23 protein-coding genes are annotated in these 20,026 nt (G+C 44.2%); 7 read left to right on the top strand and 16 right to left on the bottom strand.

The window, feature by feature from the left end:
• Positions 1–179: 179 nt before the first annotated feature.
• The 3 genes from Q4549_RS15135 to Q4549_RS15145 all read right to left on the bottom strand — a co-directional run bounded on the left by Q4549_RS15135 (position 180) and on the right by Q4549_RS15145 (position 2,502).
• Positions 180–680, bottom strand: coding sequence for a C40 family peptidase (locus Q4549_RS15135; protein ID WP_303553401.1), 501 nt, complete (start codon positions 678–680; stop codon positions 180–182).
• Positions 681–682: 2 nt separating this feature from the next.
• The gene (locus Q4549_RS15140; protein ID WP_303515675.1) at positions 683–1,297 is read right to left on the bottom strand and encodes a flavin reductase family protein; all 615 of its coding nucleotides are present in this window, start codon (positions 1,295–1,297) and stop codon (positions 683–685) included.
• 80 nt (positions 1,298–1,377) lie between these two features.
• Positions 1,378–2,502: an alanine--glyoxylate aminotransferase family protein gene (locus Q4549_RS15145; RefSeq protein ID WP_303553398.1), complete on the bottom strand. Its 1,125-nt coding sequence runs from the start codon at positions 2,500–2,502 to the stop codon at positions 1,378–1,380.
• A 792-nt stretch (positions 2,503–3,294) separates the two neighbouring features.
• Here Q4549_RS15145 and Q4549_RS15150 point away from each other — a divergent pair.
• Positions 3,295–3,504, top strand: coding sequence for a DUF1127 domain-containing protein (locus tag Q4549_RS15150; RefSeq protein ID WP_137673896.1), 210 nt, complete (start codon positions 3,295–3,297; stop codon positions 3,502–3,504).
• 118 nt (positions 3,505–3,622) lie between these two features.
• Positions 3,623–4,552 carry a tRNA (adenosine(37)-N6)-dimethylallyltransferase MiaA gene (gene miaA, locus Q4549_RS15155; protein ID WP_303553397.1) on the top strand — a complete coding sequence of 310 codons (930 nt, stop codon included), beginning with the start codon at positions 3,623–3,625 and terminating at the stop codon, positions 4,550–4,552.
• Here the strand turns inward: miaA and Q4549_RS15160 are convergent, their stop codons facing one another.
• The gene (locus tag Q4549_RS15160; protein WP_303515682.1) at positions 4,553–4,798 is read right to left on the bottom strand and encodes a DUF3624 family protein; all 246 of its coding nucleotides are present in this window, start codon (positions 4,796–4,798) and stop codon (positions 4,553–4,555) included. It abuts the gene before it with no gap.
• A gap of 32 nt (positions 4,799–4,830) precedes the next feature.
• A complete protein-coding gene (locus tag Q4549_RS15165) occupies positions 4,831–6,222 on the bottom strand; it encodes a coniferyl aldehyde dehydrogenase (RefSeq protein WP_303553396.1) in 1,392 nt (463 codons plus the stop codon).
• A gap of 124 nt (positions 6,223–6,346) precedes the next feature.
• On the opposite strand from Q4549_RS15165, the gene Q4549_RS15170 reads away from it, so the two are divergent.
• The 3 genes from Q4549_RS15170 to Q4549_RS15180 are packed head-to-tail and all read left to right on the top strand — an operon-like array spanning position 6,347 to position 8,497.
• Positions 6,347–7,345, top strand: a complete 999-nt coding sequence (locus tag Q4549_RS15170) for a hydrolase (protein WP_303553395.1) — start codon at positions 6,347–6,349, stop codon at positions 7,343–7,345.
• On the top strand, positions 7,342–7,590 hold the full coding sequence (locus tag Q4549_RS15175; protein WP_137673892.1) for a YheU family protein: 249 nt from the start codon (positions 7,342–7,344) through the stop codon (positions 7,588–7,590). Before Q4549_RS15170 ends, Q4549_RS15175 begins: the two co-directional genes overlap by 4 nt.
• Positions 7,591–7,627: 37 nt before the next feature.
• A complete protein-coding gene (locus Q4549_RS15180) occupies positions 7,628–8,497 on the top strand; it encodes a phosphoribulokinase (protein ID WP_137673891.1) in 870 nt (289 codons plus the stop codon).
• A gap of 1 nt (position 8,498) precedes the next feature.
• Here Q4549_RS15180 and Q4549_RS15185 read toward each other — a convergent pair whose 3' ends face one another.
• A complete protein-coding gene (locus Q4549_RS15185; RefSeq protein ID WP_137673890.1) occupies positions 8,499–8,903 on the bottom strand; it encodes an OsmC family protein in 405 nt (134 codons plus the stop codon).
• A 211-nt stretch (positions 8,904–9,114) separates the two neighbouring features.
• Between Q4549_RS15185 and crp the strand changes: the two genes are divergently transcribed.
• On the top strand, positions 9,115–9,753 hold the full coding sequence (crp, locus tag Q4549_RS15190) for a cAMP-activated global transcriptional regulator CRP (RefSeq protein ID WP_016403770.1): 639 nt from the start codon (positions 9,115–9,117) through the stop codon (positions 9,751–9,753).
• Positions 9,754–9,802: 49 nt separating this feature from the next.
• Here the strand turns inward: crp and Q4549_RS15195 are convergent, their stop codons facing one another.
• The 9 genes from Q4549_RS15195 to rpe form a co-directional block, all read right to left on the bottom strand.
• On the bottom strand, positions 9,803–10,597 hold the full coding sequence (locus tag Q4549_RS15195) for a DUF1338 domain-containing protein (protein ID WP_303553394.1): 795 nt from the start codon (positions 10,595–10,597) through the stop codon (positions 9,803–9,805).
• Between the two features lie 10 nt (positions 10,598–10,607).
• On the bottom strand, positions 10,608–12,077 hold the full coding sequence (gene astD / locus Q4549_RS15200; RefSeq protein ID WP_303553393.1) for a succinylglutamate-semialdehyde dehydrogenase: 1,470 nt from the start codon (positions 12,075–12,077) through the stop codon (positions 10,608–10,610).
• 40 nt (positions 12,078–12,117) lie between these two features.
• Complete coding sequence (gene astA / locus Q4549_RS15205) at positions 12,118–13,149, bottom strand: arginine N-succinyltransferase (RefSeq protein ID WP_303553392.1); 1,032 nt, start codon at positions 13,147–13,149, stop codon at positions 12,118–12,120.
• A gap of 114 nt (positions 13,150–13,263) precedes the next feature.
• Positions 13,264–14,475: an aspartate aminotransferase family protein gene (locus Q4549_RS15210; protein WP_137673886.1), complete on the bottom strand. Its 1,212-nt coding sequence runs from the start codon at positions 14,473–14,475 to the stop codon at positions 13,264–13,266.
• Positions 14,476–14,769: 294 nt separating this feature from the next.
• Complete coding sequence (locus Q4549_RS15215) at positions 14,770–15,351, bottom strand: aminodeoxychorismate/anthranilate synthase component II (protein WP_303553390.1); 582 nt, start codon at positions 15,349–15,351, stop codon at positions 14,770–14,772.
• A gap of 88 nt (positions 15,352–15,439) precedes the next feature.
• Positions 15,440–16,348: a cation transporter gene (locus tag Q4549_RS15220; RefSeq protein WP_303553389.1), complete on the bottom strand. Its 909-nt coding sequence runs from the start codon at positions 16,346–16,348 to the stop codon at positions 15,440–15,442.
• Between the two features lie 146 nt (positions 16,349–16,494).
• Positions 16,495–17,499, bottom strand: coding sequence for a tryptophan--tRNA ligase (gene trpS / locus Q4549_RS15225; RefSeq protein ID WP_137673883.1), 1,005 nt, complete (start codon positions 17,497–17,499; stop codon positions 16,495–16,497).
• Positions 17,500–17,529: 30 nt separating this feature from the next.
• Positions 17,530–18,225: a phosphoglycolate phosphatase gene (locus Q4549_RS15230; protein WP_303553388.1), complete on the bottom strand. Its 696-nt coding sequence runs from the start codon at positions 18,223–18,225 to the stop codon at positions 17,530–17,532.
• A 9-nt stretch (positions 18,226–18,234) separates the two neighbouring features.
• Positions 18,235–18,912 carry a ribulose-phosphate 3-epimerase gene (gene rpe / locus Q4549_RS15235; protein WP_137673881.1) on the bottom strand — a complete coding sequence of 226 codons (678 nt, stop codon included), beginning with the start codon at positions 18,910–18,912 and terminating at the stop codon, positions 18,235–18,237.
• A gap of 118 nt (positions 18,913–19,030) precedes the next feature.
• Between rpe and Q4549_RS15240 the strand changes: the two genes are divergently transcribed.
• Positions 19,031–19,213, top strand: a complete 183-nt coding sequence (locus Q4549_RS15240) for a DUF2970 domain-containing protein (protein WP_303553387.1) — start codon at positions 19,031–19,033, stop codon at positions 19,211–19,213.
• Here the strand turns inward: Q4549_RS15240 and Q4549_RS15245 are convergent.
• Complete coding sequence (locus Q4549_RS15245) at positions 19,210–20,025, bottom strand: Dam family site-specific DNA-(adenine-N6)-methyltransferase (protein ID WP_303515716.1); 816 nt, start codon at positions 20,023–20,025, stop codon at positions 19,210–19,212. The genes Q4549_RS15240 and Q4549_RS15245 overlap by 4 nt on opposite strands.
• Between the last annotated feature and the right edge of the window lies 1 nt (position 20,026).

The following is a 20,026-nucleotide window of genomic DNA, read 5'->3' on the forward strand; positions in this document are numbered from 1 at the left end:
CCTTACCAACCCTGACCTCGTTTCTACATCGCTTTGCAGCGCCGCTTGCCGTGTCAGTGGAGTCGCATTATAGGGATCCGCGATTTTGGTGCAAGCGTTTTTTGAAGAAAATCACAGAAATCGAGTCAAGTGTTCAGATAGTAGTCAGAAGCTGTGATTTTAGTTGGTTTTATCTACAATTAGAGCCGTTTTATCGTGATGATCTTTGGTGACCAATAAACATTATCGAGTCGAGAAAAGATCACGCCTTTAGAAGTAGATGCATGAAGAAAGTGCTGTTGGTCATAAATGACACCAACATGTCTCACTTTATGGCTGGTTTTAAAGAACACCAAATCACCGGTACGCGCTTTAGCTAAGTTAACGGTTTTACCCTGCTGCATTTGGGCTTGTGTCGTTCGAGGAAGCTGCTTTTGGTAGATACTACTATATAGGTGTTGCACAAAAGCGGAACAATCAATCCCCGCTTTGTTCGATCCCCCTAATTTGTAGGGCGTACCTTGCCACTGCTTATGTAGAGCCAAGAACTGAGTTTGCTCGCTGCTTATTGAATTAGCTTGCTGGTTCACCCCACCGCTAGTAGATGACTGACTACTGCAACCCACCAGCCACATTCCAGCAATGAACAAAGCCAGAAGCTGGTAACTACGCACGACGTAATTAGCTAATTCAAACTTCATCACTATTTAGGCCGCTGGATAGTAAAGCTTTGACCGTTTGCCCAGTACTCTCCACCACCTAAACGGCCTAAAGGATTTAGCGCGTTAGTATCTAGATTCATACGGCCGTCATTCATTGTGGCAAATTGTTCTTCTATATATAGGTGTAATACTTTAAGGATGATCATCGACTGTGGCGTATTCCCGATAGACTGCATCTCAAACAGTTCACACGCCATGGCAATAGGTGCATCAGCTAAACGTGGTAATGCAAACCCTTCGAAAGAAGCAAGTTCTAGTTGCTGTTGAACAATCTCAGATTCACCATAAGGTAAGGTTTTTGCTGATTCCGTTACTTGCTTTGCTTGTTCTGCACTGGCGATATGCACTACACAGTATTTACCGTTCTGAATATTGACCTTGGTGTCTTTATCACTGCCGTCGGGCTTCTTACCCACCGATAGCATGATCAATGGTGGATCTGAGCTAATTGCAGTGAAATAAGAAAATGGAGCGAGATTATAAGAAGTGGGCTGGCCATTATCGCTAAGTACCCACGCAATAGGACGAGGTACAATGGTTTGAGTCATGCAATGATAAACTTGGTTACTTAACAAGTCGGCAAAGTCGATATACACCTAAAAGCTCCTTAATATAGGAAGGCGGTAAACAACAAACCCGCAATAGCGGGCTTGTTTATCAGTATAGAACGAAATAACTAGTCTTTAGCCATTACCTCAGCCAACGCAGCTAAACACAAGCTAACATTCTCTTGGCGAGCTGCGTAGCCCATCAAACCAATACGCCAAGCTTTACCTGCAAACTTACCCAAGCCGGCACCAATTTCCAAATTGTAATCATTAAGCAATCGAGAGCGAATTGCTTGCTCGTCTACCCCTTCAGGAATGGCGACCAGATTTAACTGAGGCAAGCGGCAACTCTCATCCACCATTAAATCTAAACCTAGTTTAGCTAAGCCTTCAGCAAGTACAGCATGTTGCTGAGCATGGCGTTGCCAAGATGCTTCTAATCCTTCTTTATATAACATGAGTAAGGATTCGTGTAAGGCATATAAAGCTGTTACTGGAGCAGTATGATGATACGAGCGTTTTTGCTCGCCTGACCAATAACCCATGACTAAGGTTTGATCTAAAAACCAGCTTTGAACTTTAGTTTTTCGTTGCTTGAGTTTATCTACTGCAGCCTGACTAAAACTAACTGGAGACAACCCCGGTACACAGGACAAACACTTTTGACTGCCAGAATAAATGGCATCAATGCCCCATTCATCTACTTTAAGAGGAATGCCTCCCAATGAAGTCACTGCATCTACAATAGTTAAGTTGTCATTTTTCTTGGCTAAGGCACATAAGGCTTGTGCGTCTGATGCGACGCCGGTGGATGTTTCTGCATGTACAAACGCCAACACTTTGGTATCTGGGTGTTGCTCAAATGCTTTAGCGACTTTAGTAAGAGAAACCGGTTCTCCCCAATTGTCTTCAACGACGATAGGCACCGCACCACAGCGCTCCGCATTCTCTAGCATGCGCTGACCAAATACGCCGTTAATACATACAATTACTTTATCGCCTGGCTCAAGTAGATTAACAAAGCACGTTTCCATGCCTGCAGAGCCTGGTGCTGATACCGCGAACGTATGCTGATTAGTCGTTTGAAATGCATATTGCAGTAAGGCTTTAATCTCATCCATCATATTCACAAACAAGGGATCTAAATGACCAATAATTGGTCGGCTTTGCGCTTGTAATACTTGAGGAGAAATATCTGAAGGGCCTGGACCCATTAAGGTACGGCGCGGGGGATTAAAAGAACTTACGTCCATCCTAATGTCCTTATATTTATATTGTTATTTATTGTAATTATCTGTGTTGCGTAATTACTCTAACATTGCCTTAACAAAAGTTGAACGTAAAATGTACAGCTGCGCATCGACACTTTGTTTAACGCTATAAATTGCACAGTGAAGCGCTCGGTAACAACTTCGATATTGATAAGCAATTGCTAGTTTCAATCTAAAACAACACTGCGAGCCCTTTAATAAATATAACTAAGCCTAATAAGGTTAACATCACAGTTAGTGAATAGCTGAAAAACCCCAATAATCAGCACTTACTTGAATAAGATCAAACCACCAACAACGCATTAACAAAAAAGTACAGAATTTAACCTGAAGGTCACCAGTAAGGACGAGCTTGTTAAGCCTATCTAGTACCTGAAAATTGATCTAAAACATAAAACAGCCCGACTTTAACAATGCCCAACAAAGCCATACAGATAAAAGGGAAAGGCAATTATTAGAGCACTTAAAATGGCGTAGAATAAATAGTCAAATCGCGATCAAGCCCTCCTCCTTGTAACTCTCCTTAACAAACAGGCTATAAATCTAGAAACTTGGTTCAAAATCTAAACAATAGTTAATTATTCCTCGCTAGAATTTGTACTCTAAATTCATTTTAATGAATAACTATTCGCCTATTTTTTCACTAAAAATAAAGCTCAACAGAAAAGAAAGTTAAATTAGTTTTTCTAATGCAAATGATGCAGTTTATTTTGTTTGAGAAAGCCGCAGAGCAAGCCTAAGATGGCCCCATCAACTGAGATGAGGTCCTAGATTATGAGCACTAACACAAATACTATCGGCAACAACAAAAACACGTCTTTCTTACAGCACGCTGTAGAGGTTTACCAACTTTGCAATGTTTGGCTATTACGCCAAAAAACACGACGTCAATTAGCCCAATTACCTGCGTACTTATTACGTGATATTGGTTTAAGCGAAGCTGATCGCTACCAAGAGTCCCGTAAGCACTTCTGGGAAAACTAAAACAAACGCGTTTTTCGCCAAGGATCTCAGGCTTATTTAGAACGGCATGTTGCTTTGCACATGCCGTTTTTGTTTTTTCTTGTTACCATTCCCCGCAAAACCCGCTTTGAAAAACACTATGCAAACTCACTCAGCTAATCTCATCGTAGTACTCGGCCCTACCGCCTCAGGTAAAACTCACTTAGGTGTGGAATTAGCTCGCCACTATAACGGCGAAGTGCTATCAGCGGATTCACGGCAGGTGTATCGTGGTTTAGATATTGGCTCAGGGAAAGATCTTGCCGAGTATCAGGAGATCCCCTATCACCTGATCGATATCGTTGAACCCGATACTGAATATAGTGTGTTTCATTTTCAGCGAGATTTTTTTGCGGCTTACGCACAAATAAAACAGGCTAAAAAGTTACCCATTATGGTTGGAGGAACGGGGCTTTATATTGACGCAGTCACTCAAAACTACCAATTGAACGAAGCGCCGGTAAACAAAGCGCTTAGAGACGAACTAGCCACGCTTAGCTTGGAAACGCTACAGCAACGTTTGCTCGCCTTAAAACCAGAGCAACATAACAGCACCGACTTAACAGTACGGCCACGCTTAGTGCGAGCGATAGAGATTGCTGAAGCCGATGTTCAAGTCAGCGGGCAAGATGTAGCGGTACACCCAACTATTACGCCGTTATATATCGGGATCCGCTGGGATCGCTCGGTATTACGCGAGCGCATCACGCTGCGCCTAAAACAACGCTTAGAAGAAGGCTTGATTGAAGAAGTACAGCGCTTGCATTCAGAGGGGGTAAGTTATCAAAAGCTGGAGTTTTACGGTTTAGAATACCGCTTGGTTGCCCAGCACTTACAAGAACAACTCACTTACAACGATATGTTCCAAAAGCTAAACTCACAGATTCATCAATTTGCTAAGCGCCAAGACACTTGGTTTAGAAAAATGGAACGTCGTGGCGATGTGATTCATTGGCTGGATCCACAGTATGACTTAGTAGAACAAGCGAAGCAGGTTGTTGAGCCACAGCTACATAGCTTAACAAGCTAGTTAATTAGAAGGTGGCTCTGAGGCAAACCAGCGGTAATAACAAAACATCAGCCAATGAGCCAAACTTAGCAAAGCAAAGGCTGCAAAAGCTAACCATAAGCTCAGCTGATAAACCGCGACCTTACCGCTATACATTACACTTAAAAGCAACATAACCAGCCAACCAAGATTCGCCAGCAACATGCATTGCTGGCAACGTCCTAACTTTTCTACAAACCACGCTTTTTGGCAAAACTGACAGCTCACAATGGCGACTCAACTGGTTTCAATTACGCTAATTATCCACGCGTCATCAGTTTGATCAAGAGATCAGTAAACTTGTTATAAGGTGGCTGCATTAGGCTAATCGCCGCAAAACGCCCTTGCTTGAAAATAGGCAGCATTTTTGAGAACTGCACAAATCCATCATAGCCGTGATAATGGCCCATACCACTTGCCCCTACTCCACCAAATGGCAGTTCATGCTGTGCTACATGCAGCAATACCTCGTTAATACATACCCCACCCGCTTGGGTTTGCTGTATCACTTGCTGTTGTAGCTGCTGTTGATTACTAAATACATAAAGCGCTAGCGGGTGTTCATGTTGATTAACATAAGCAATTGCCTCTGCAAGTTCTTCGTATTCGACCACAGGTAATAATGGCCCAAATATCTCTTGCTGCATCAAGGTGGTTGTAGCTGGAGCATCGAAGATTAAAGTAGGTGCTATTTTGCCACTACTTTCGCCTGCAATAAGCGGAGTAGTATTGGCTCCCTGCTGCTCTGCATCTCCTAGTATTTCGTGTAAGCGGGCCAGAAAATCACTGGAGATAATACTTGAAATAGATTCATCAGATAAATTGCTATAGTGCTTTTTGCAGTAAGCCAAGCAGGCATCGATAAAGGCTTGGCGCTGAGATTTAGGTAGCAATATGTAATCGGGAGCCACACAGGTTTGCCCTGCGTTAAATAGTTTACCCATCATAATGCGTTCAGCCGCTAACTTTATTGGGTAATCATTAGCAATAATCACCGGAGACTTACCACCTAACTCTAGCGTTACTGGGGTAAGGTTAGCGGCAGCGGCTTGCATCACTTTACGACCAGTATTGGTAGAACCAGTAAAGACTAGGTGATCAAAGGCCAAACCTGAGAACAGCGGGCCTAGGTCGCCATCATCAGCGTAAATACTCACCACGTCATCAGGCAGGTATTGAGGCATTAGGTTTATCAGCAGCTTAGTAAGATGCGGGCTTAGCTCTGACATTTTAATCATCGCTTTATTGCCCGCCGCCAATGCATCTGTTAAGGGACCAATGGCTAAGTACAAGGGATAATTCCAAGGTACGATAACCCCAATAACCCCTAGCGGCTGCGCAACTACGCTATTACTAGCCCCAAAATGCCAAACACTAACGCCACGCCGTTGCGGCTTAAGCCATTTTTTTAAGTGCTTAAGTGCATAACGGATCCCTTCAATAGAAGGGAATATTTCAATCAGCTGACTTTCGTGAGAGCTTCGATGGCCAAAATCCTCGCTAATAGCCTTTATAATGGCACTTTGGTTTTCCAATATAAGAGCCAGCAGCTGGTCTAAATGGTATTTGCGCTGCTGCAACGTTGGATACGTTTGTTGTTTAAATGCTGCCTGCATACGAGATAAATCTTGATTAAGTTGCTGCTGATTCATGGACGCCACCAATAATAGTTTGCCTTACGTTAATCTAGATTATGTTACCGATGGTAACTTGTAAATAAAAATGACAAAGCTTGAACAATTTTATGACTAAGCACATAGTTTATAGCTAGCTATATTGTGGAGAAAAAGCATTAACCCAAGTCAATTTAAAGCGCCATGGTGGGCCAGCAACAAACATCTACAAACGCTACTGCCCACCTTTTTATTAAGGCGAAAAAAAATCACACTCGATTGGCAAAAGCTTGAGCTAAGCGACGGCGACTTTGTAGATTTAGCCTGGATAGATAGCGCTCAAGCTGCAACTCCCGAACAACCTATTGTAGTGGTATTTCATGGTTTAGAAGGCAGTGTAAACTCACCTTATGCCAAGGGTATTCTGCAAGCTTGCCAACAACAAGGCTGGCGCGCGGTTGTGATGCATTTTCGTGGCTGCAGCGGTAAAGCCAATAAACTATGGCGGGGATATCACAGTGGCGAAATAGGCGACGCCACCGCATGCATTGCGCATTTGCAGCAGCAGTTTCCTAATGCCCCTTTATTAGCTTTAGGTTATTCGCTAGGGGGCAATATGCTCGTTAACTACTTAGCAAAAACACCTAGCTCCCCTATTAAAGCGGCGGTTATTGTTTCTCCACCACTGCATTTAGCCGCGTGTTCAGAACGCTTGCAGCAAGGTTTTTCCAAAATTTACCAGCATCACTTGCTGTCTCGCATGAAAGACAATCTGGTAAAAAAAATCGCCCAAACTCATCAAGCCCCCTTAAAACCTCAACAAGTTCAACAATGGCGCAACTTTGTGGAATTTGATGAACATTACACAGCTAAGGCCCATGGCTTTAAAGGCGCTGCAGATTACTATCAGCGTTGTAGCGGTCTACCGTTGTTAAAAGACATTCAACACCCTACCCTGTTAATTCACGCTGCCGATGACCCATTTATGGATCAACGAGTGATTCCTACCACGAGTCAACTAAGCAAGGCTGTGGAGTATCGTTTAAGTGACACAGGTGGACACGTAGGTTTTGTTGGTGGTAGCCTGCTGCGCCCCAAATTTTGGTTGGAATCGAGTATTCCGCATTGGTTTAAGCAGCAATTAGAGCAAACAGATAAATGATTATTCCTTGGCAGCAACTAGATCCTAATACCTTCGATGCATTATTAGAGAGTTATGTATTACGCGAAGGGACTGACTACGGCGAGCAAGAACTGAGCTTAAGCGAGAAACTTGAACAAATTAAACAACAAGTTATTAATGGTTCGGTTTTAATCGTATACTCAGAGCTTCACGAAACAGTAAACTTAATTGCCAAAGAGCAGTTTGATGCCTCTGCCATGGAAGGGCAGCAGGATGATGGGTAAACCATGTTTATAATCATCACCAACAGATAAGGCCACTATGTCAGCTAAGCATCCCGTTATTGCCGTTACCGGTTCTTCAGGCGCAGGAACATCCACCACCAGCGAAGTATTCGCCCACCTGTTTAGACAGCACAAGCTAAACGCGGCGTTTATAGAGGGTGACAGTTTCCATCGCTACACTCGCCCAGAAATGGACGTGGCAATCCGTAAAGCGCGCGAACACGGCAAACACATTAGCTATTTTGGCCCCGAAGCCAACGACTTCAATTTATTGTACGAGTTCTTCAAACAATATGGTGAGAATGGCACTGGTCAATACCGCCGCTACCTGCATACTTTTGACGAAGCAGTACCATATAACCAAATGCCGGGTACTTTTACTCCTTGGCAAGACTTACCTGAAGAAACCGACGTATTATTTTATGAAGGTTTGCATGGCGGTGTGGTTTATGACGAGAAAAATGTCGCCTCTAAAGTGGACCTACTTATCGGCATGGTCCCCATTGTTAACTTAGAGTGGATTCAAAAACTGGTACGCGATACCACTGAACGAGGCCATTCACGTGAAGCAGTGCAAGAATCAATAGTACGTTCAATGGACGACTACATTAATTACATTACCCCGCAGTTTTCGCGTACACATATCAACTTTCAACGGGTGCCTACGGTTGACACCTCTAACCCCTTCAGCGCGAAAAGCATTCCGACATTAGACGAAAGCATGTTGGTCATTCGCTTTAGAGGGCTGAAAAACGTCGACTTTCCGTTTTTGCTGCAAATGATTGACGGCGCTTACATGTCTCGGCAAAACACCATTGTGGTACCAGGTGGTAAAATGGGTTTTGCCATGGAGCTGATCCTGTCGCCAATGATTCAACAACTATTAGAGACAGGAAAAATTCGCTAAGTTAAGCGCTTTCAATACGATAGCTGTGGCTTATATCACAGCTTTTACTCAACATTAATGACACTGAACAGTACTTTTCCATGCTTAATTGCACAGCGCGCGCTACGTGTTTCTCACTTAAATCATGCCCTTTTACCACGAACTCTAAGTGAATCTTGGTAAATACTCGGGGGGTTCCCTCAGCCCGCTCAGAATCTAGATTAACTTTACAATCAGTGACTTGCTGTCTCGCCTTACCCAAAATTGAGATAATATCTACTGAACTACAGCCACCAGCGGCCATTAATACGTACTCCATTGGGCTTGCAGCAGCCTGTGCATTGTCACCGTCCATCAAAATTTGGTGACCTGAGCTACTTTCTCCAATAAATTGTAGTTCTTTAGACCACGTAACGGTCGCTTTCATGTTAGATTCTCCTAGGGAATATTTCGTCAGCCAGCTTAATCTAGGTCAAGGTTCAAGGCTAGTGTTTGCCTCATACTAAAGGCGTATAAATGCCTTGCAGCAAAGCCCGAAGCCTTTTATGCTAGAGGCGGAATGGACGACTACAACAATAAATACAATTTGTTAGTTATAAAGCTAGCAAATAATTATAAAGACAGAGGATTTCTTTAATATGGTAATTGGCAAACCTCAAGCTGATCCGGTGATGGAGTGGTTTCTTTCTCACTGTCACATTCATAAGTACCCATCAAAAAGTACTTTGATTCATGCTGGCGAAAAAGCTGAAACGCTTTACTACATTGTAAAAGGTTCAGTCGCAGTATTGATTAAAGATGAAGAAGGCAAGGAAATGATCTTGTCTTACTTGAATCAAGGTGACTTCATGGGTGAATTGGGTCTTTTCGAAGACACTGAAAATCCAATTCGTACTGCTTGGATCCGGGCTAAAAGTCCTTGCGAGGTAGCGGAGATTTCTTACAAGAAATTCCGTCAGCTAATCCAAGTTAACCCTGAGATCTTAATGCGCCTTTCAGGCCAAATGGCGAACCGTTTGCAAATCACCAGCCAAAAAGTAGGTGACTTAGCATTCTTGGACGTTACTGGTCGAATTGCACAGACCTTATTAAACCTAGCTAAGCAGCCTGACGCGATGACGCATCCAGACGGCATGCAAATTAAGATTACCCGCCAAGAGATCGGCCAAATTGTTGGTTGTTCACGTGAAACGGTAGGTCGTATTCTTAAGATGTTAGAAGAGCAAGAGTTAATTACCGCGCACGGTAAAACTATAGTGGTTTACGGCACGCGCTAGTAAGCTACCACGCTAATAAAAAAGCCGCTAAATGCGGCTTTTTTTGTTTTTACTGTCCACTATCGGTACTGCTAAATATTTTATCTGCTGAGGCTTCGACAAAGCCCGAGTAAAGCTCTCCGTCAGGCTTAGGGTAACGCAAGGCAAACTCGTAAAAGCAGCTAGGAATATTATGCTTACTGTCGCTAAATACCACTTCAGCTTGATCGGCTAAGGTGGCTGACTGCTCTAGCAACACCTCTGGCGACCCTTTGATCTCTCCTCCTGCAGTATTTAAGCTAAAACCAGCCTCTTTTAGTTGCTGATTCACTTGCTGTAAATCATCCATACCCGCAAGTTGATTCACCGAAATAGTAAAATGATTGGCTCGATAACCATAGGCCGCTAACCAAGCCGCATATTCACTTTCGTTAAGCAGTGTTTGGTATTCAGCATAGCTAAGCTGCCAAGGTCGTCCGGAAAAAAATACCTCTGGTCGCTGGTATAAGTCGTTATTTACCTGTGCAGCTAAGCCTTGAACAATCGCTTGAGACTCTGGCGGCAAACTTTCTACCTGCAGCTCACTAATAAACACCTTTGGAACAGTGGGGTCATCGTGTTCAAAATGTGCAGCATCCAAGTGTTTATTGGCAAAATGATATTCCCCACCCTTTCGATAACCCATAGCGATTAAATGCTTAGCAAAGGCATCAACACCGGTATTAGGTAAATTAAAGGTACGCACTGCAATGTGATCATTCACTACCTCAGCACCTTTACCGAGTAGCTGATGAATAGAGTCAGCACTAGGTGTAACCGCCAAGTATTGCTCCCACAAGCGCTCAAAAAACAAATCTACAGTCATAACTCACTCCTTAGAAGTGCAGGCCAGGGCTTAAGCTTGCTGGTAATACGCTGGCTTTACCTTCCATAGATGCAACAGGATAAGCACAGTAGTCGGCCGCATATTTGGCACTCGCGCGATGATTACCCGAAGCCCCCACTCCACCAAACGGTGCGGCACTTGAAGCGCCAGTAATTGAACGGTTCCAGTTCACAATGCCTGCGCGAATACGGTGGCGGAAGTTTTCCCACTTGTCCTCGTCCACGCTAAGTAAACCAGCCGAGAGGCCATAACGAGTATTGTTGGCTTGGGCTATCGCTTCATCCCAATCAGCGTAACGAATAACTTGTAACAAAGGCCCAAAGTATTCTTCATCTGGCAGTTCTGCCACTGCCGTGACATCTACAATTCCTGGGCTAACAAAACCTTTGCTTGGATCTGCTTGGCTAAGCTCAACTAAGGACTTAGCCCCTAAGTCCAATAATTGTTGCTGTGCTGCCACCATACCAGCTGCCGCTTTCGCGCTAATCATGGCACCAATAAACGGTTGCTGTTCAGCGTCGTATTCGCCCACTTCTATGGCTTTAGTTACTTCCACTAAGCGGCTAAGAATTTGCTCGCCTTGTTCGTTATTAGGTAAAAACAAGCGGCGAGCACAAGTACAACGCTGGCCTGCCGAAATAAAGGCAGATTGCACAATGTCATGCACCGCAGCATCGATGTCTTCCACTTTATCAACCACAAGAGGATTATTGCCGCCCATTTCTAAGGCCAAAATCTTATCTGGCTGACTGGCAAACTGTTTATGCAATACGTGACCGGTATTTGAGCTACCAGTAAAGAACAAGCCGTCAATGCCAGCGTGCGAGGCTAAGGCCTTGCCTGTATCAACCTCACCTTGGACTAAGTTAAGCACGCCTTCAGGCAAACCTGCTTGCTGCCACAATTTAACCACTCGCTCGGAGATAAAAGGAGTCAATTCAGATGGTTTAAGTACCACGGTATTGCCGGCAATTAAGGCCGGTACAATATGTCCATTAGGCAGGTGGCCGGGGAAATTGTAAGGGCCAAATACAGCTACGACACCATGCGGTTTATGACGTAATACCGCGGTCGCGATAGGCAACTCTGAAGATGACTCCCCAGTGCGCTCAAAATAGGCTTTTTCTGAAATAGCAATTTTACCGATCATGGCAGCTATTTCGGTGCGGGTTTCCCACAAAGGTTTGCCGGTTTCTTGGGCAATGGTTAACGCGAGTTGCTCTTTATTTTGCTCCAGCAAGTAGGCAAACTGTTTGATCACTGCAAGGCGAGATTCAACACCACTCATGTACCAAGCAAACTGCGCTGCACGTGCGGCAGCTACCGCATTATCAACTTGTGAAGAAAGCGCTGCATTGCCTTGCCACACACTAAGGTTTTTAGCTGGGTCTATAGACTCAAATACGGTCCCTTCACCAGCTAACCATTGACCATTAATAAACTGATTTAAATGTTCCATTACTAGCTCAAATCCTTTAATGCTGCCCGTAGGCGAAGTTCTATTGCTCGAAACGCAAGGCACCCACGCGAATGCTTGCTCCTTCATTTACCATTAATGCGTTTGCAGCTTCTGGCGAAATAAGCGCTGTTTGCTGCTGTAGATTAATATCGATAGCTGATACACAAGCGCGAAAGTCTTGAAGACGCGCGTTGGTGAGTAACATCTCTTCAGCTGCATCACTAGGCTGTCCAATACGAATCTTGAGTTTAAAGGAGTGCTTAACACTCTCAATCAACTTCAAAGGACACTCTACCGTGGGTCCAGCATCAAAAATATCTACATAACCGTGTTTGCAAAAGCCTTCGGCTTCCAACAAACGCAGTGCTGGCCGCGTTTTTTCGTGCACTTCACCAATTACCGCTTGGGCTTCTTTGCTAAGCAAATTCACGTAAATGGGATATTTCGGCATCAGCTCCGCGATGAACTCTTTTTTGCCTACGCCAGTAAGGTAGTCGGCAGTGGGGAAGTCCACGCTAAAGAAGCTATCTTGCAACCATTGCCAAAATGGCGAACGGCCTTGCTCGTCGGATACACCGCGCATCTCGGCAATGACCGATTCATTAAAGCGCTCTTGGTGCTCGGCCATGAGTAAAAAACGACACTTTGACAACAAGCGGCCATTTTGACCTTGACGGTGCGATTCTTGTAAGAACAAGGTGCATAGTTCAGTAACGCCAGTGTAGTCATTGGTTAGCGTGAGCGTTTCCACCACGTTATAAACGTTTAAACTACGTGAAGCATGAACCACCTTACCTAGGTGATAAGTGTAAAATGGACTGCTCATGCCTACAGCGGCATCAATGGCGCTGGTGCCAACCACTTCACCGGTTACGGTATCTTCCGCCACCATTAAATAGTGTTGGTCGCCAGGTTTATCGGTATCGGTTGCAAACGAACGAATAGAATGCGCTAATTTTTCACGCAACAAAGGCTCGTCAACCGGTAAAGAAGTAAAGCCTATCCCAGACCCAACCGCCATTTGTAACAAGGCAGGATAGTCCGTTTCCTTAATAGGACGGATAACTAACATGGCTACATCTCCCTTTTTTGAATAGCACAGAACCGTAGCTAATATTAGCCACTACTCTTGATAGTTAAAAAGTATAACTTGGCAGGCCTTATTGCTAAGGCCAGCCCAAAAACGCTAAGCGTTTACCACTTTGGCAACAGCTTGCTCGAAACGCTGCATGCCTTGTTCAACATCAGCTTGAGGGACAATTAAAGAAGGCGTGAAGCGCACTACGTTAGCGCCAGCGACTAATACCATTAAGCCTTGATCGGCCGCTGCCACTAAAAAGTCACGCGCTCGGCCTTGGTATTGCTCGTTTAGCACAGCTCCCAGTAACAAACCTTTACCCCGTATTTCTGAAAATACTTGGTACTTCTCGTTAATGGCATTCAAGGCTTCTCTAAACCATTGCTCGCGCTGCTTAACACCGTTTAGCACTTCTTCGCTATTAACAATGTCGTAAGCGGTTTCTGCAACGGCACAAGCTAATGGGTTACCGCCGTAAGTACTGCCGTGGGTTCCTACTTTCATAGAAGCCGCAATCTCAGTAGTGGTTAACATCGCACCGATTGGAAAACCGCCGCCTAGGGCTTTGGCTGAGGTAAGGATATCCGGCGTCACATCTAGGCCCATGTAAGCATACAACTCGCCAGTACGACCCACACCTGTTTGTACTTCATCAAAGATAAGTAGCGCATTGTGTTTATCACATAGCTCACGCACTTTTTTTGCAAAGGCTAAATCTGGGCTGATAATGCCACCTTCGCCTTGCAGCGGCTCCATCATCACTGCACAAGTTTGGTCGTCGATAATCGCTTCAAGTGCCGCTAAATCGTTGTAAGGGATATGCTCTACATCACCCGGCTTAGGACCAAAACCATCTGAGTATGTAGCTTGACCACCTACCGTAACGGTAAAGAAGGTGCGACCGTGGAAGCCTTGTTCAAAGGCAATGATTTTGGTTTTGTCTTTTGAGCCATGCTCGATGGCGTAACGGCGCGCTAATTTAAGCGCGGCTTCGTTTGCCTCAGCACCCGAGTTACAGAAAAACACTTTTTCAGAAAAGGTACTGTCGACTAATTTTTTGGCTAAGCGCAGAGCCGGTTCGTTAGTCAATACATTACTTAGATGCCACAAGGTTTGACCTTGTTCGGTTAAGCTTTTCACCAACGCAGGGTGACAATGCCCTAAACAGCTAACCGCAATACCACCAGCGAAGTCGATATACTCTCGGCCCTCTTGATCCCATAAGCGTGAACCTTCGCCCTTAACCGGAATAATAGCCGCCGGGGCGTAATTAGGAACCATAACTTCATCGAATAGCGCGCGAGTAACAGCGTGTGACATGTAGTGTTCTCCTTTAGCTTTCTGGCGATCCCTTTATGTCAAAGGCCAGAAAGGTTAATAGTATGTAAAGAGTTTGGCGATTATGGCAAATATCGAGAGCGATGTCTGAGTATTCAGCCATTAAGCCATACAAAATATGGTCATTTTTAAGCATATTCAGTGCATAGTTCTAATAATAGCGTAGGGAATATTGCTTGCAATGCCCTCACATCAAAATCATTAAGCATAAATATGCATTATTTATTCATTCTATATAATCAATGCATTGAATCATTTTAAAGCCCATTCATTCTATTAATTAGAACCAATAAAGTTACTTAGCAACTGCAGACCTTGCTTTGTAAGAATGCTTTCAGGGTGAAACTGCACCGCATGTATCGGTAAATGCTTATGTTTAAGCCCCATAATTTCGTGCTTTTCACCTTTGTCATCGTGGCTCCAAGCTGTCACCTCTAAACATTCCGGTAAGCTGTTTGCCTGAACCACCAAGGAGTGATAACGAGTAACAGCCATTGGGTTAGCGAGCCCACTAAATACCGAATCTTGCTGGTGATATACCGGCCTTACCTTGCCATGCATGGCTTGAGCCGCACGCACTACCTTGCCGCCAAAGTGCTGTGCAATACACTGATGTCCTAAACACACCCCAAGAATGGGCAGCGTGTTAGCAAACTCGGCAATAACCGCGAGAGAAATCCCTGCTTCATTGGGTGAACATGGACCTGGTGAAATAAGCAAATGAGACGGTGCAAGCTGCTTAATTTGTTCAATGCTAATCTCATCATTACGACGAACCACAACCTCTACATTCAGCTGCGAAAAGTACTGATAGAGGTTGTAGGTAAATGAATCGTAATTGTCGATAATCAGTAGCATGTAACCAGAATAGCCTGCAGGTTAAAAGCGCTATAGTAGCTGATTTTTAGTTAGCAGGCAGCGACATTTCGAGCTGCTGTAATAATTTTCATCCAGCAGAAAATTCGCCTTGCTCTGAGGGTTCAACAAATACAATTTCGGTATAATTATTCTGGTAATACTGATTAGCCAAACTACGAATTTGCTTTCTCTGCTGAACCATATCGTCTAGCGCAAGTTGATGATTCCGGCACACTACCTCTATGGTGACCCAAAAGCGACGACCGGTTTTCATCACTACAATCTCTCCTAACTCAAAACCATTTAACATGGTTTGCTGCTCTAAGGCTTGAGTAAATGGTTTGGTATGTTCGGGTTCAGGTGCGCTCAGTAGTAGTTCTTTAAAGCCATTTTTAACCAGTAGGTAAGGGTCTTTTAAGAAGATAAGTGAAAATACAATCACTAGAATTTGGTCTACATAACGGGCTATCCACCCTACACTGCTGTCTTGAATAAGCAATACAACGATTAATGCTATGCCAATGGCACCAGAGATCACCGAGTTTATTAGCCAGCCTTGCTGCTCAGCCAGCAGTAAGTTAGAGGCCTGCAACTTATTACTGCGTAAACATATCCACCAAGCCAATAAACAACCAGACACAGCGGGCACCACATAAATCAGCATCATGCCAATTTGCGGCTCGCGACCACCAGCTAACATGGTTTGCAAATTTGCCGACAAGGCAAACGCAACTAGTACCAGAATAGAGATCCCTTTCACCATTACCATTAGCGGCTCAAAGGCAAAGTAGCCCATGGGAAAGCGTTCGTTGTAGTTTTGGCTGGTGAGGTAGGCAATGCGGATCCCAGTAAAGGCCATCACTGAAGACAGTAGATTAAATACCCCGTCTAACATGATAGCGCCAGACTCTGTGTGCACCCCCATTGCAATACCCCATAGAGAAAGTATCAAGGCGATAACCGCCGAATACACCAGAGTTTTGCGTTCTAGATCCATCTACTCGCTCCTCGGCATTGGCCGATTAATTCAATATGTTGATATTACAGCAAATACTAGCAAGCGGGCAGCTAAGTCACTAGCGTTAACTATTGGGTATAAAAAAGCCCAGCGCTTGGCTGGGCTTTAACACTTAGAGCAAATTGCTACTTTAAGCGAATGAAACCTAAAACATCGTAAACTGCTTCTAGGGTTTTACTGGCTTGCTCACTAGCACGGGCTGCACCTTTCGCCATAATGGCTTGTAGGGCTGCTTCGTCGTCGCGTAGTGCTTGATAGCGCGCCTGAATGGGTTCTATCATCGCCACCACTGCGTCTGCCGTGTCAACTTTAAGGTGACCATACATTTTACCTTCATAGCTGGCCACCAACTCATCTATCGATTTTCCGGTAGCGACCGATTGCAAAGTTAGAAGATTTGATACACCTGGCTTTTCATCACGATCAAAATAGATACGCGCGGCTTCATCTGAATCAGTCACCGATGCTTTAATCTTCTTAGCGATTTGCTTTGGTGTATCGTTTAGCAAGATGAATGCTTTAGGGTTGTCGTCTGACTTTGACATCTTCTTAGTTGGCTCTTGAAGCGACATAACTCGCGCACCAAACTTAGGAATAAATGGCTCGGGTACAGTGAAAATGTCTCCGTAAAGCGTATTGAAACGATGAGCAATGTCACGGGTTAACTCAAGGTGCTGCTTTTGGTCGTCTCCAACAGGAACAGCATTGGCTTGATACAATAGAATATCGGCCGCCATAAGCGCTGGGTAGGTATACAAACCGGCATTAGTGTTGCTGGCGTACTTACTCGACTTGTCTTTAAACTGAGTCATGCGATTCAGTTCGCCCATTTGAGTGTAACAGTTAAGCGCCCAGGCTAGTTGAGCATGCTCTGGTACTTGTGACTGAACAAATATGGTGCTTTTGTCTGGATCTAAGCCACAAGCAATATACATGGCTAAACCATCTAATACCTGGTTCTTAAACTGCGTAGGCTCTTGGCGAACAGTAATAGTGTGTAAGTCGGCTAACATGAAGTGACAGTCGTAGTCGTTTTGCATGTCAATCCATTGGTTTATTGCCCCAATATAATTACCAATGGTTAACGAACCTGAAGGCTGAATGCCACTTAATACTATGGGTTTACTCATGATGTTCCTATTCAAACAATTACGATGGGCTTAAGCCGTTACCGAGCCATTCATTAGCTCTACTAAAGTCTCAAGGCTGTCTGCCACAAATTCGGGGCCACTTAGTGCAATATCTTCACCGTAGTTGTAGCCGTAGGTCAAGCCCAGAGAGGCACAACCCGCCGCTTTTGCCGCTTGAATATCATTTTTTGAATCTCCCACCATAAGAAGCTGGTCGATATTCAATTGATAGCGCTCTACAAGATGCCGTAACGGCAGTGGGTCTGGCTTTTTACGTGCTAAGCTGTCGCCCGACAATACTACGTCAAAGTAGCGTGCAAGATTTAGCTGTTCTAATAAAGGTTGGGTAAACAAACCTGGCTTATTAGTAACAATGGCCATGGGAATATTTAGCTCCGCAAGCGCGGCAAGACTTTCCCCTACCCCCTGATAAAGTTTACTGGCTACACAGAGCCTTTCGCTATAGTGGCGATTAAATAGCGGTTTGGCTTTGAGATACAAAGCTTCATCTAAATCTTCAGCAATAACAGAAGCACCAGATAAGGCACGTTTAATCAGCACTTCTGCACCATTGCCAACCCAATGACGAATAGTTTGCTCTGAAAATTCACTACGCCCTAAATCCACCAACATAGCATTTATAGCTAAAGCCAAATCTGGAGCGCTATCCACTAAGGTGCCATCTAAATCAAAAGCGATAAGTTTAATCTGTTTTAACTGAGTCATTAATTGGCCTTACTTTGTTGCTTTGGCTAATTCAGCACGCATTTGGTCAATCACTGCTTTGTAATCAGGCTTACTGAAAATAGCAGACCCAGCTACAAACATGTCGGCACCGGCAGCGGCAATTTCACCAATATTGTCAGGGGTTACGCCACCATCAATTTCTAAGCGAATATCGTAACCACTGTCATCGATTTTTTTACGTACCGCGCGTAGCTTATCAAGAGTATTTGGAATAAATTTCTGGCCGCCAAAACCTGGGTTAACCGACATTAACAAAATCATGTCTAGCTTATCCATTACGTAGTCAAGGCAATGCAAAGGTGTTGCAGGGTTAAGCACTAAGCCCGCTTTACAGCCTTGCTCTTTAATCAGCTGTAAGCTGCGGTCAATGTGCTCAGACGCTTCCGCATGGAAGGTAATCATGCTAGCGCCTGCTTTAGCAAACTGCGGAATAATTGCATCAACCGGTTTTACCATTAGGTGCACATCAATCGGAGCGGTAATACCGTAGTCGCGAAGCGCCTTACACACCATAGGACCAACTGTTAAGTTTGGTACGTAATGGTTATCCATTACATCAAAGTGAACCACGTCTGCACCGGCAGCTAATACGTTTTCTACTTCTTCACCCAAACGGGCAAAATCGGCAGCTAAAATTGAAGGGGCAATTAAAAAGGGTTTGCTCATTGGGATAACCATTGGATTTTAAAGTGCGCAATTTTAGCGCAGCTTGTGCCGTGATCCAATCACTGTACAAAGATAGTTTTTATGGCATGCTGAAATTTCACATTCTAAGGAGCAAAAAATGGCTGGTAAAACTGCATCTTTGTTCAAAAGCGTACTGGGAGCACTATTTGGTGTTCAATCAGACAAGCAACGCCAACACGACTTTAGCCAAGGCAAAGCGTGGAAATTTATCGTGTTAGGCATTGTGATGGTGATAGTGTTTGTACTAAGTATTGCGCTATTAGTAAAAGTGATTACTTAATTAGCATGGTAGTAAGCCAGTAATTCGGCCACTTTCATGCGTTTATGCCCTTTACGGCTGATAGTACGGCGCACACTTAGCTGACTCAACTCACTGCTTTGATAGATAGTGCGTGTTAGTGGTAAATCATGATTACTAATCAACACCGATGCCCCGCGCTGCTGAGCTGCTATTGCTAGTTCACCTAAACGTTCTTGATCGCTGCGATTAAAGCCTTTACTTGCATAGTTGGTAAAACTGGCGGTAGGGCTTAAGGGAGCATAAGGTGGATCGCAATAAACAATGTCGCCGGCTTTAATGTCAGCAAAGGTGTCTACATAACTGCAACAACGAAACTCTGCACGCTTCGCCTTCTCAGCAAAAAACGCTAACTCATGCTCAGGAAAATAAGGTCGTTTGTAAGAACCAAAGGGCACATTAAAGCCACCACTCCGATTGTAGCGACACAGACCATTGTAGCCATGACGATTCATATACAAGAACATTAAGGAACGTTGATAGCTGTCTGTAGTCGCGTTAAACCGCTTACGCACCTCATAGTAAAACTCACTCTGATTACACTCGGGCGTAAAGTAAAGCTTGGCGTCATTAATGAACTTCTGCGGACTTGTTTGCAAAAGTTTATACAGATTAATTAAATCAGGGTTAATGTCGCTTAAAAGATAACGAGAATAGTCGGTATTTAGAAATACCGAAGCAGCGCCAACAAAAGGTTCAACTAAGGTATCGCCTTCAGGAAGTTGTTGTTGAATATCTTCAATCAGGCCGTATTTTCCGCCGGCCCACTTTAAAAAAGCACGAGTTTTCTTCATT

The organism is Agarivorans sp. 2_MG-2023 (genome assembly GCF_030548085.1).
In the GTDB taxonomy this organism is placed as follows: domain Bacteria; phylum Pseudomonadota; class Gammaproteobacteria; order Enterobacterales; family Celerinatantimonadaceae; genus Agarivorans.

Excerpts from the sequence above, each read along its gene's own strand:
- Q4549_RS15135 (WP_303553401.1), bottom strand. The coding sequence starts at position 680 with ATGAAGTTTGAATTAGCTAATTACGTCGTGCGTAGTTACCAGCTTCTG.
- Q4549_RS15145 (WP_303553398.1), bottom strand. The coding sequence starts at position 2,502 with ATGGACGTAAGTTCTTTTAATCCCCCGCGCCGTACCTTAATGGGTCCA.
- Q4549_RS15150 (WP_137673896.1), top strand. The coding sequence starts at position 3,295 with ATGAGCACTAACACAAATACTATCGGCAACAACAAAAACACGTCTTTC.
- miaA (WP_303553397.1), top strand. The coding sequence starts at position 3,623 with ATGCAAACTCACTCAGCTAATCTCATCGTAGTACTCGGCCCTACCGCC.
- Q4549_RS15165 (WP_303553396.1), bottom strand. The coding sequence starts at position 6,222 with ATGAATCAGCAGCAACTTAATCAAGATTTATCTCGTATGCAGGCAGCA.
- Q4549_RS15175 (WP_137673892.1), top strand. The coding sequence starts at position 7,342 with ATGATTATTCCTTGGCAGCAACTAGATCCTAATACCTTCGATGCATTA.
- Q4549_RS15180 (WP_137673891.1), top strand. The coding sequence starts at position 7,628 with ATGTCAGCTAAGCATCCCGTTATTGCCGTTACCGGTTCTTCAGGCGCA.
- Q4549_RS15185 (WP_137673890.1), bottom strand. The coding sequence starts at position 8,903 with ATGAAAGCGACCGTTACGTGGTCTAAAGAACTACAATTTATTGGAGAA.
- crp (WP_016403770.1), top strand. The coding sequence starts at position 9,115 with ATGGTAATTGGCAAACCTCAAGCTGATCCGGTGATGGAGTGGTTTCTT.
- Q4549_RS15195 (WP_303553394.1), bottom strand. The coding sequence starts at position 10,597 with ATGACTGTAGATTTGTTTTTTGAGCGCTTGTGGGAGCAATACTTGGCG.
- astD (WP_303553393.1), bottom strand. The coding sequence starts at position 12,077 with ATGGAACATTTAAATCAGTTTATTAATGGTCAATGGTTAGCTGGTGAA.
- astA (WP_303553392.1), bottom strand. The coding sequence starts at position 13,149 with ATGTTAGTTATCCGTCCTATTAAGGAAACGGACTATCCTGCCTTGTTA.
- Q4549_RS15210 (WP_137673886.1), bottom strand. The coding sequence starts at position 14,475 with ATGTCACACGCTGTTACTCGCGCGCTATTCGATGAAGTTATGGTTCCT.
- Q4549_RS15215 (WP_303553390.1), bottom strand. The coding sequence starts at position 15,351 with ATGCTACTGATTATCGACAATTACGATTCATTTACCTACAACCTCTAT.
- Q4549_RS15220 (WP_303553389.1), bottom strand. The coding sequence starts at position 16,348 with ATGGATCTAGAACGCAAAACTCTGGTGTATTCGGCGGTTATCGCCTTG.
- trpS (WP_137673883.1), bottom strand. The coding sequence starts at position 17,499 with ATGAGTAAACCCATAGTATTAAGTGGCATTCAGCCTTCAGGTTCGTTA.
- Q4549_RS15230 (WP_303553388.1), bottom strand. The coding sequence starts at position 18,225 with ATGACTCAGTTAAAACAGATTAAACTTATCGCTTTTGATTTAGATGGC.
- rpe (WP_137673881.1), bottom strand. The coding sequence starts at position 18,912 with ATGAGCAAACCCTTTTTAATTGCCCCTTCAATTTTAGCTGCCGATTTT.
- Q4549_RS15240 (WP_303553387.1), top strand. The coding sequence starts at position 19,031 with ATGGCTGGTAAAACTGCATCTTTGTTCAAAAGCGTACTGGGAGCACTA.
- Q4549_RS15245 (WP_303515716.1), bottom strand. The coding sequence starts at position 20,025 with ATGAAGAAAACTCGTGCTTTTTTAAAGTGGGCCGGCGGAAAATACGGC.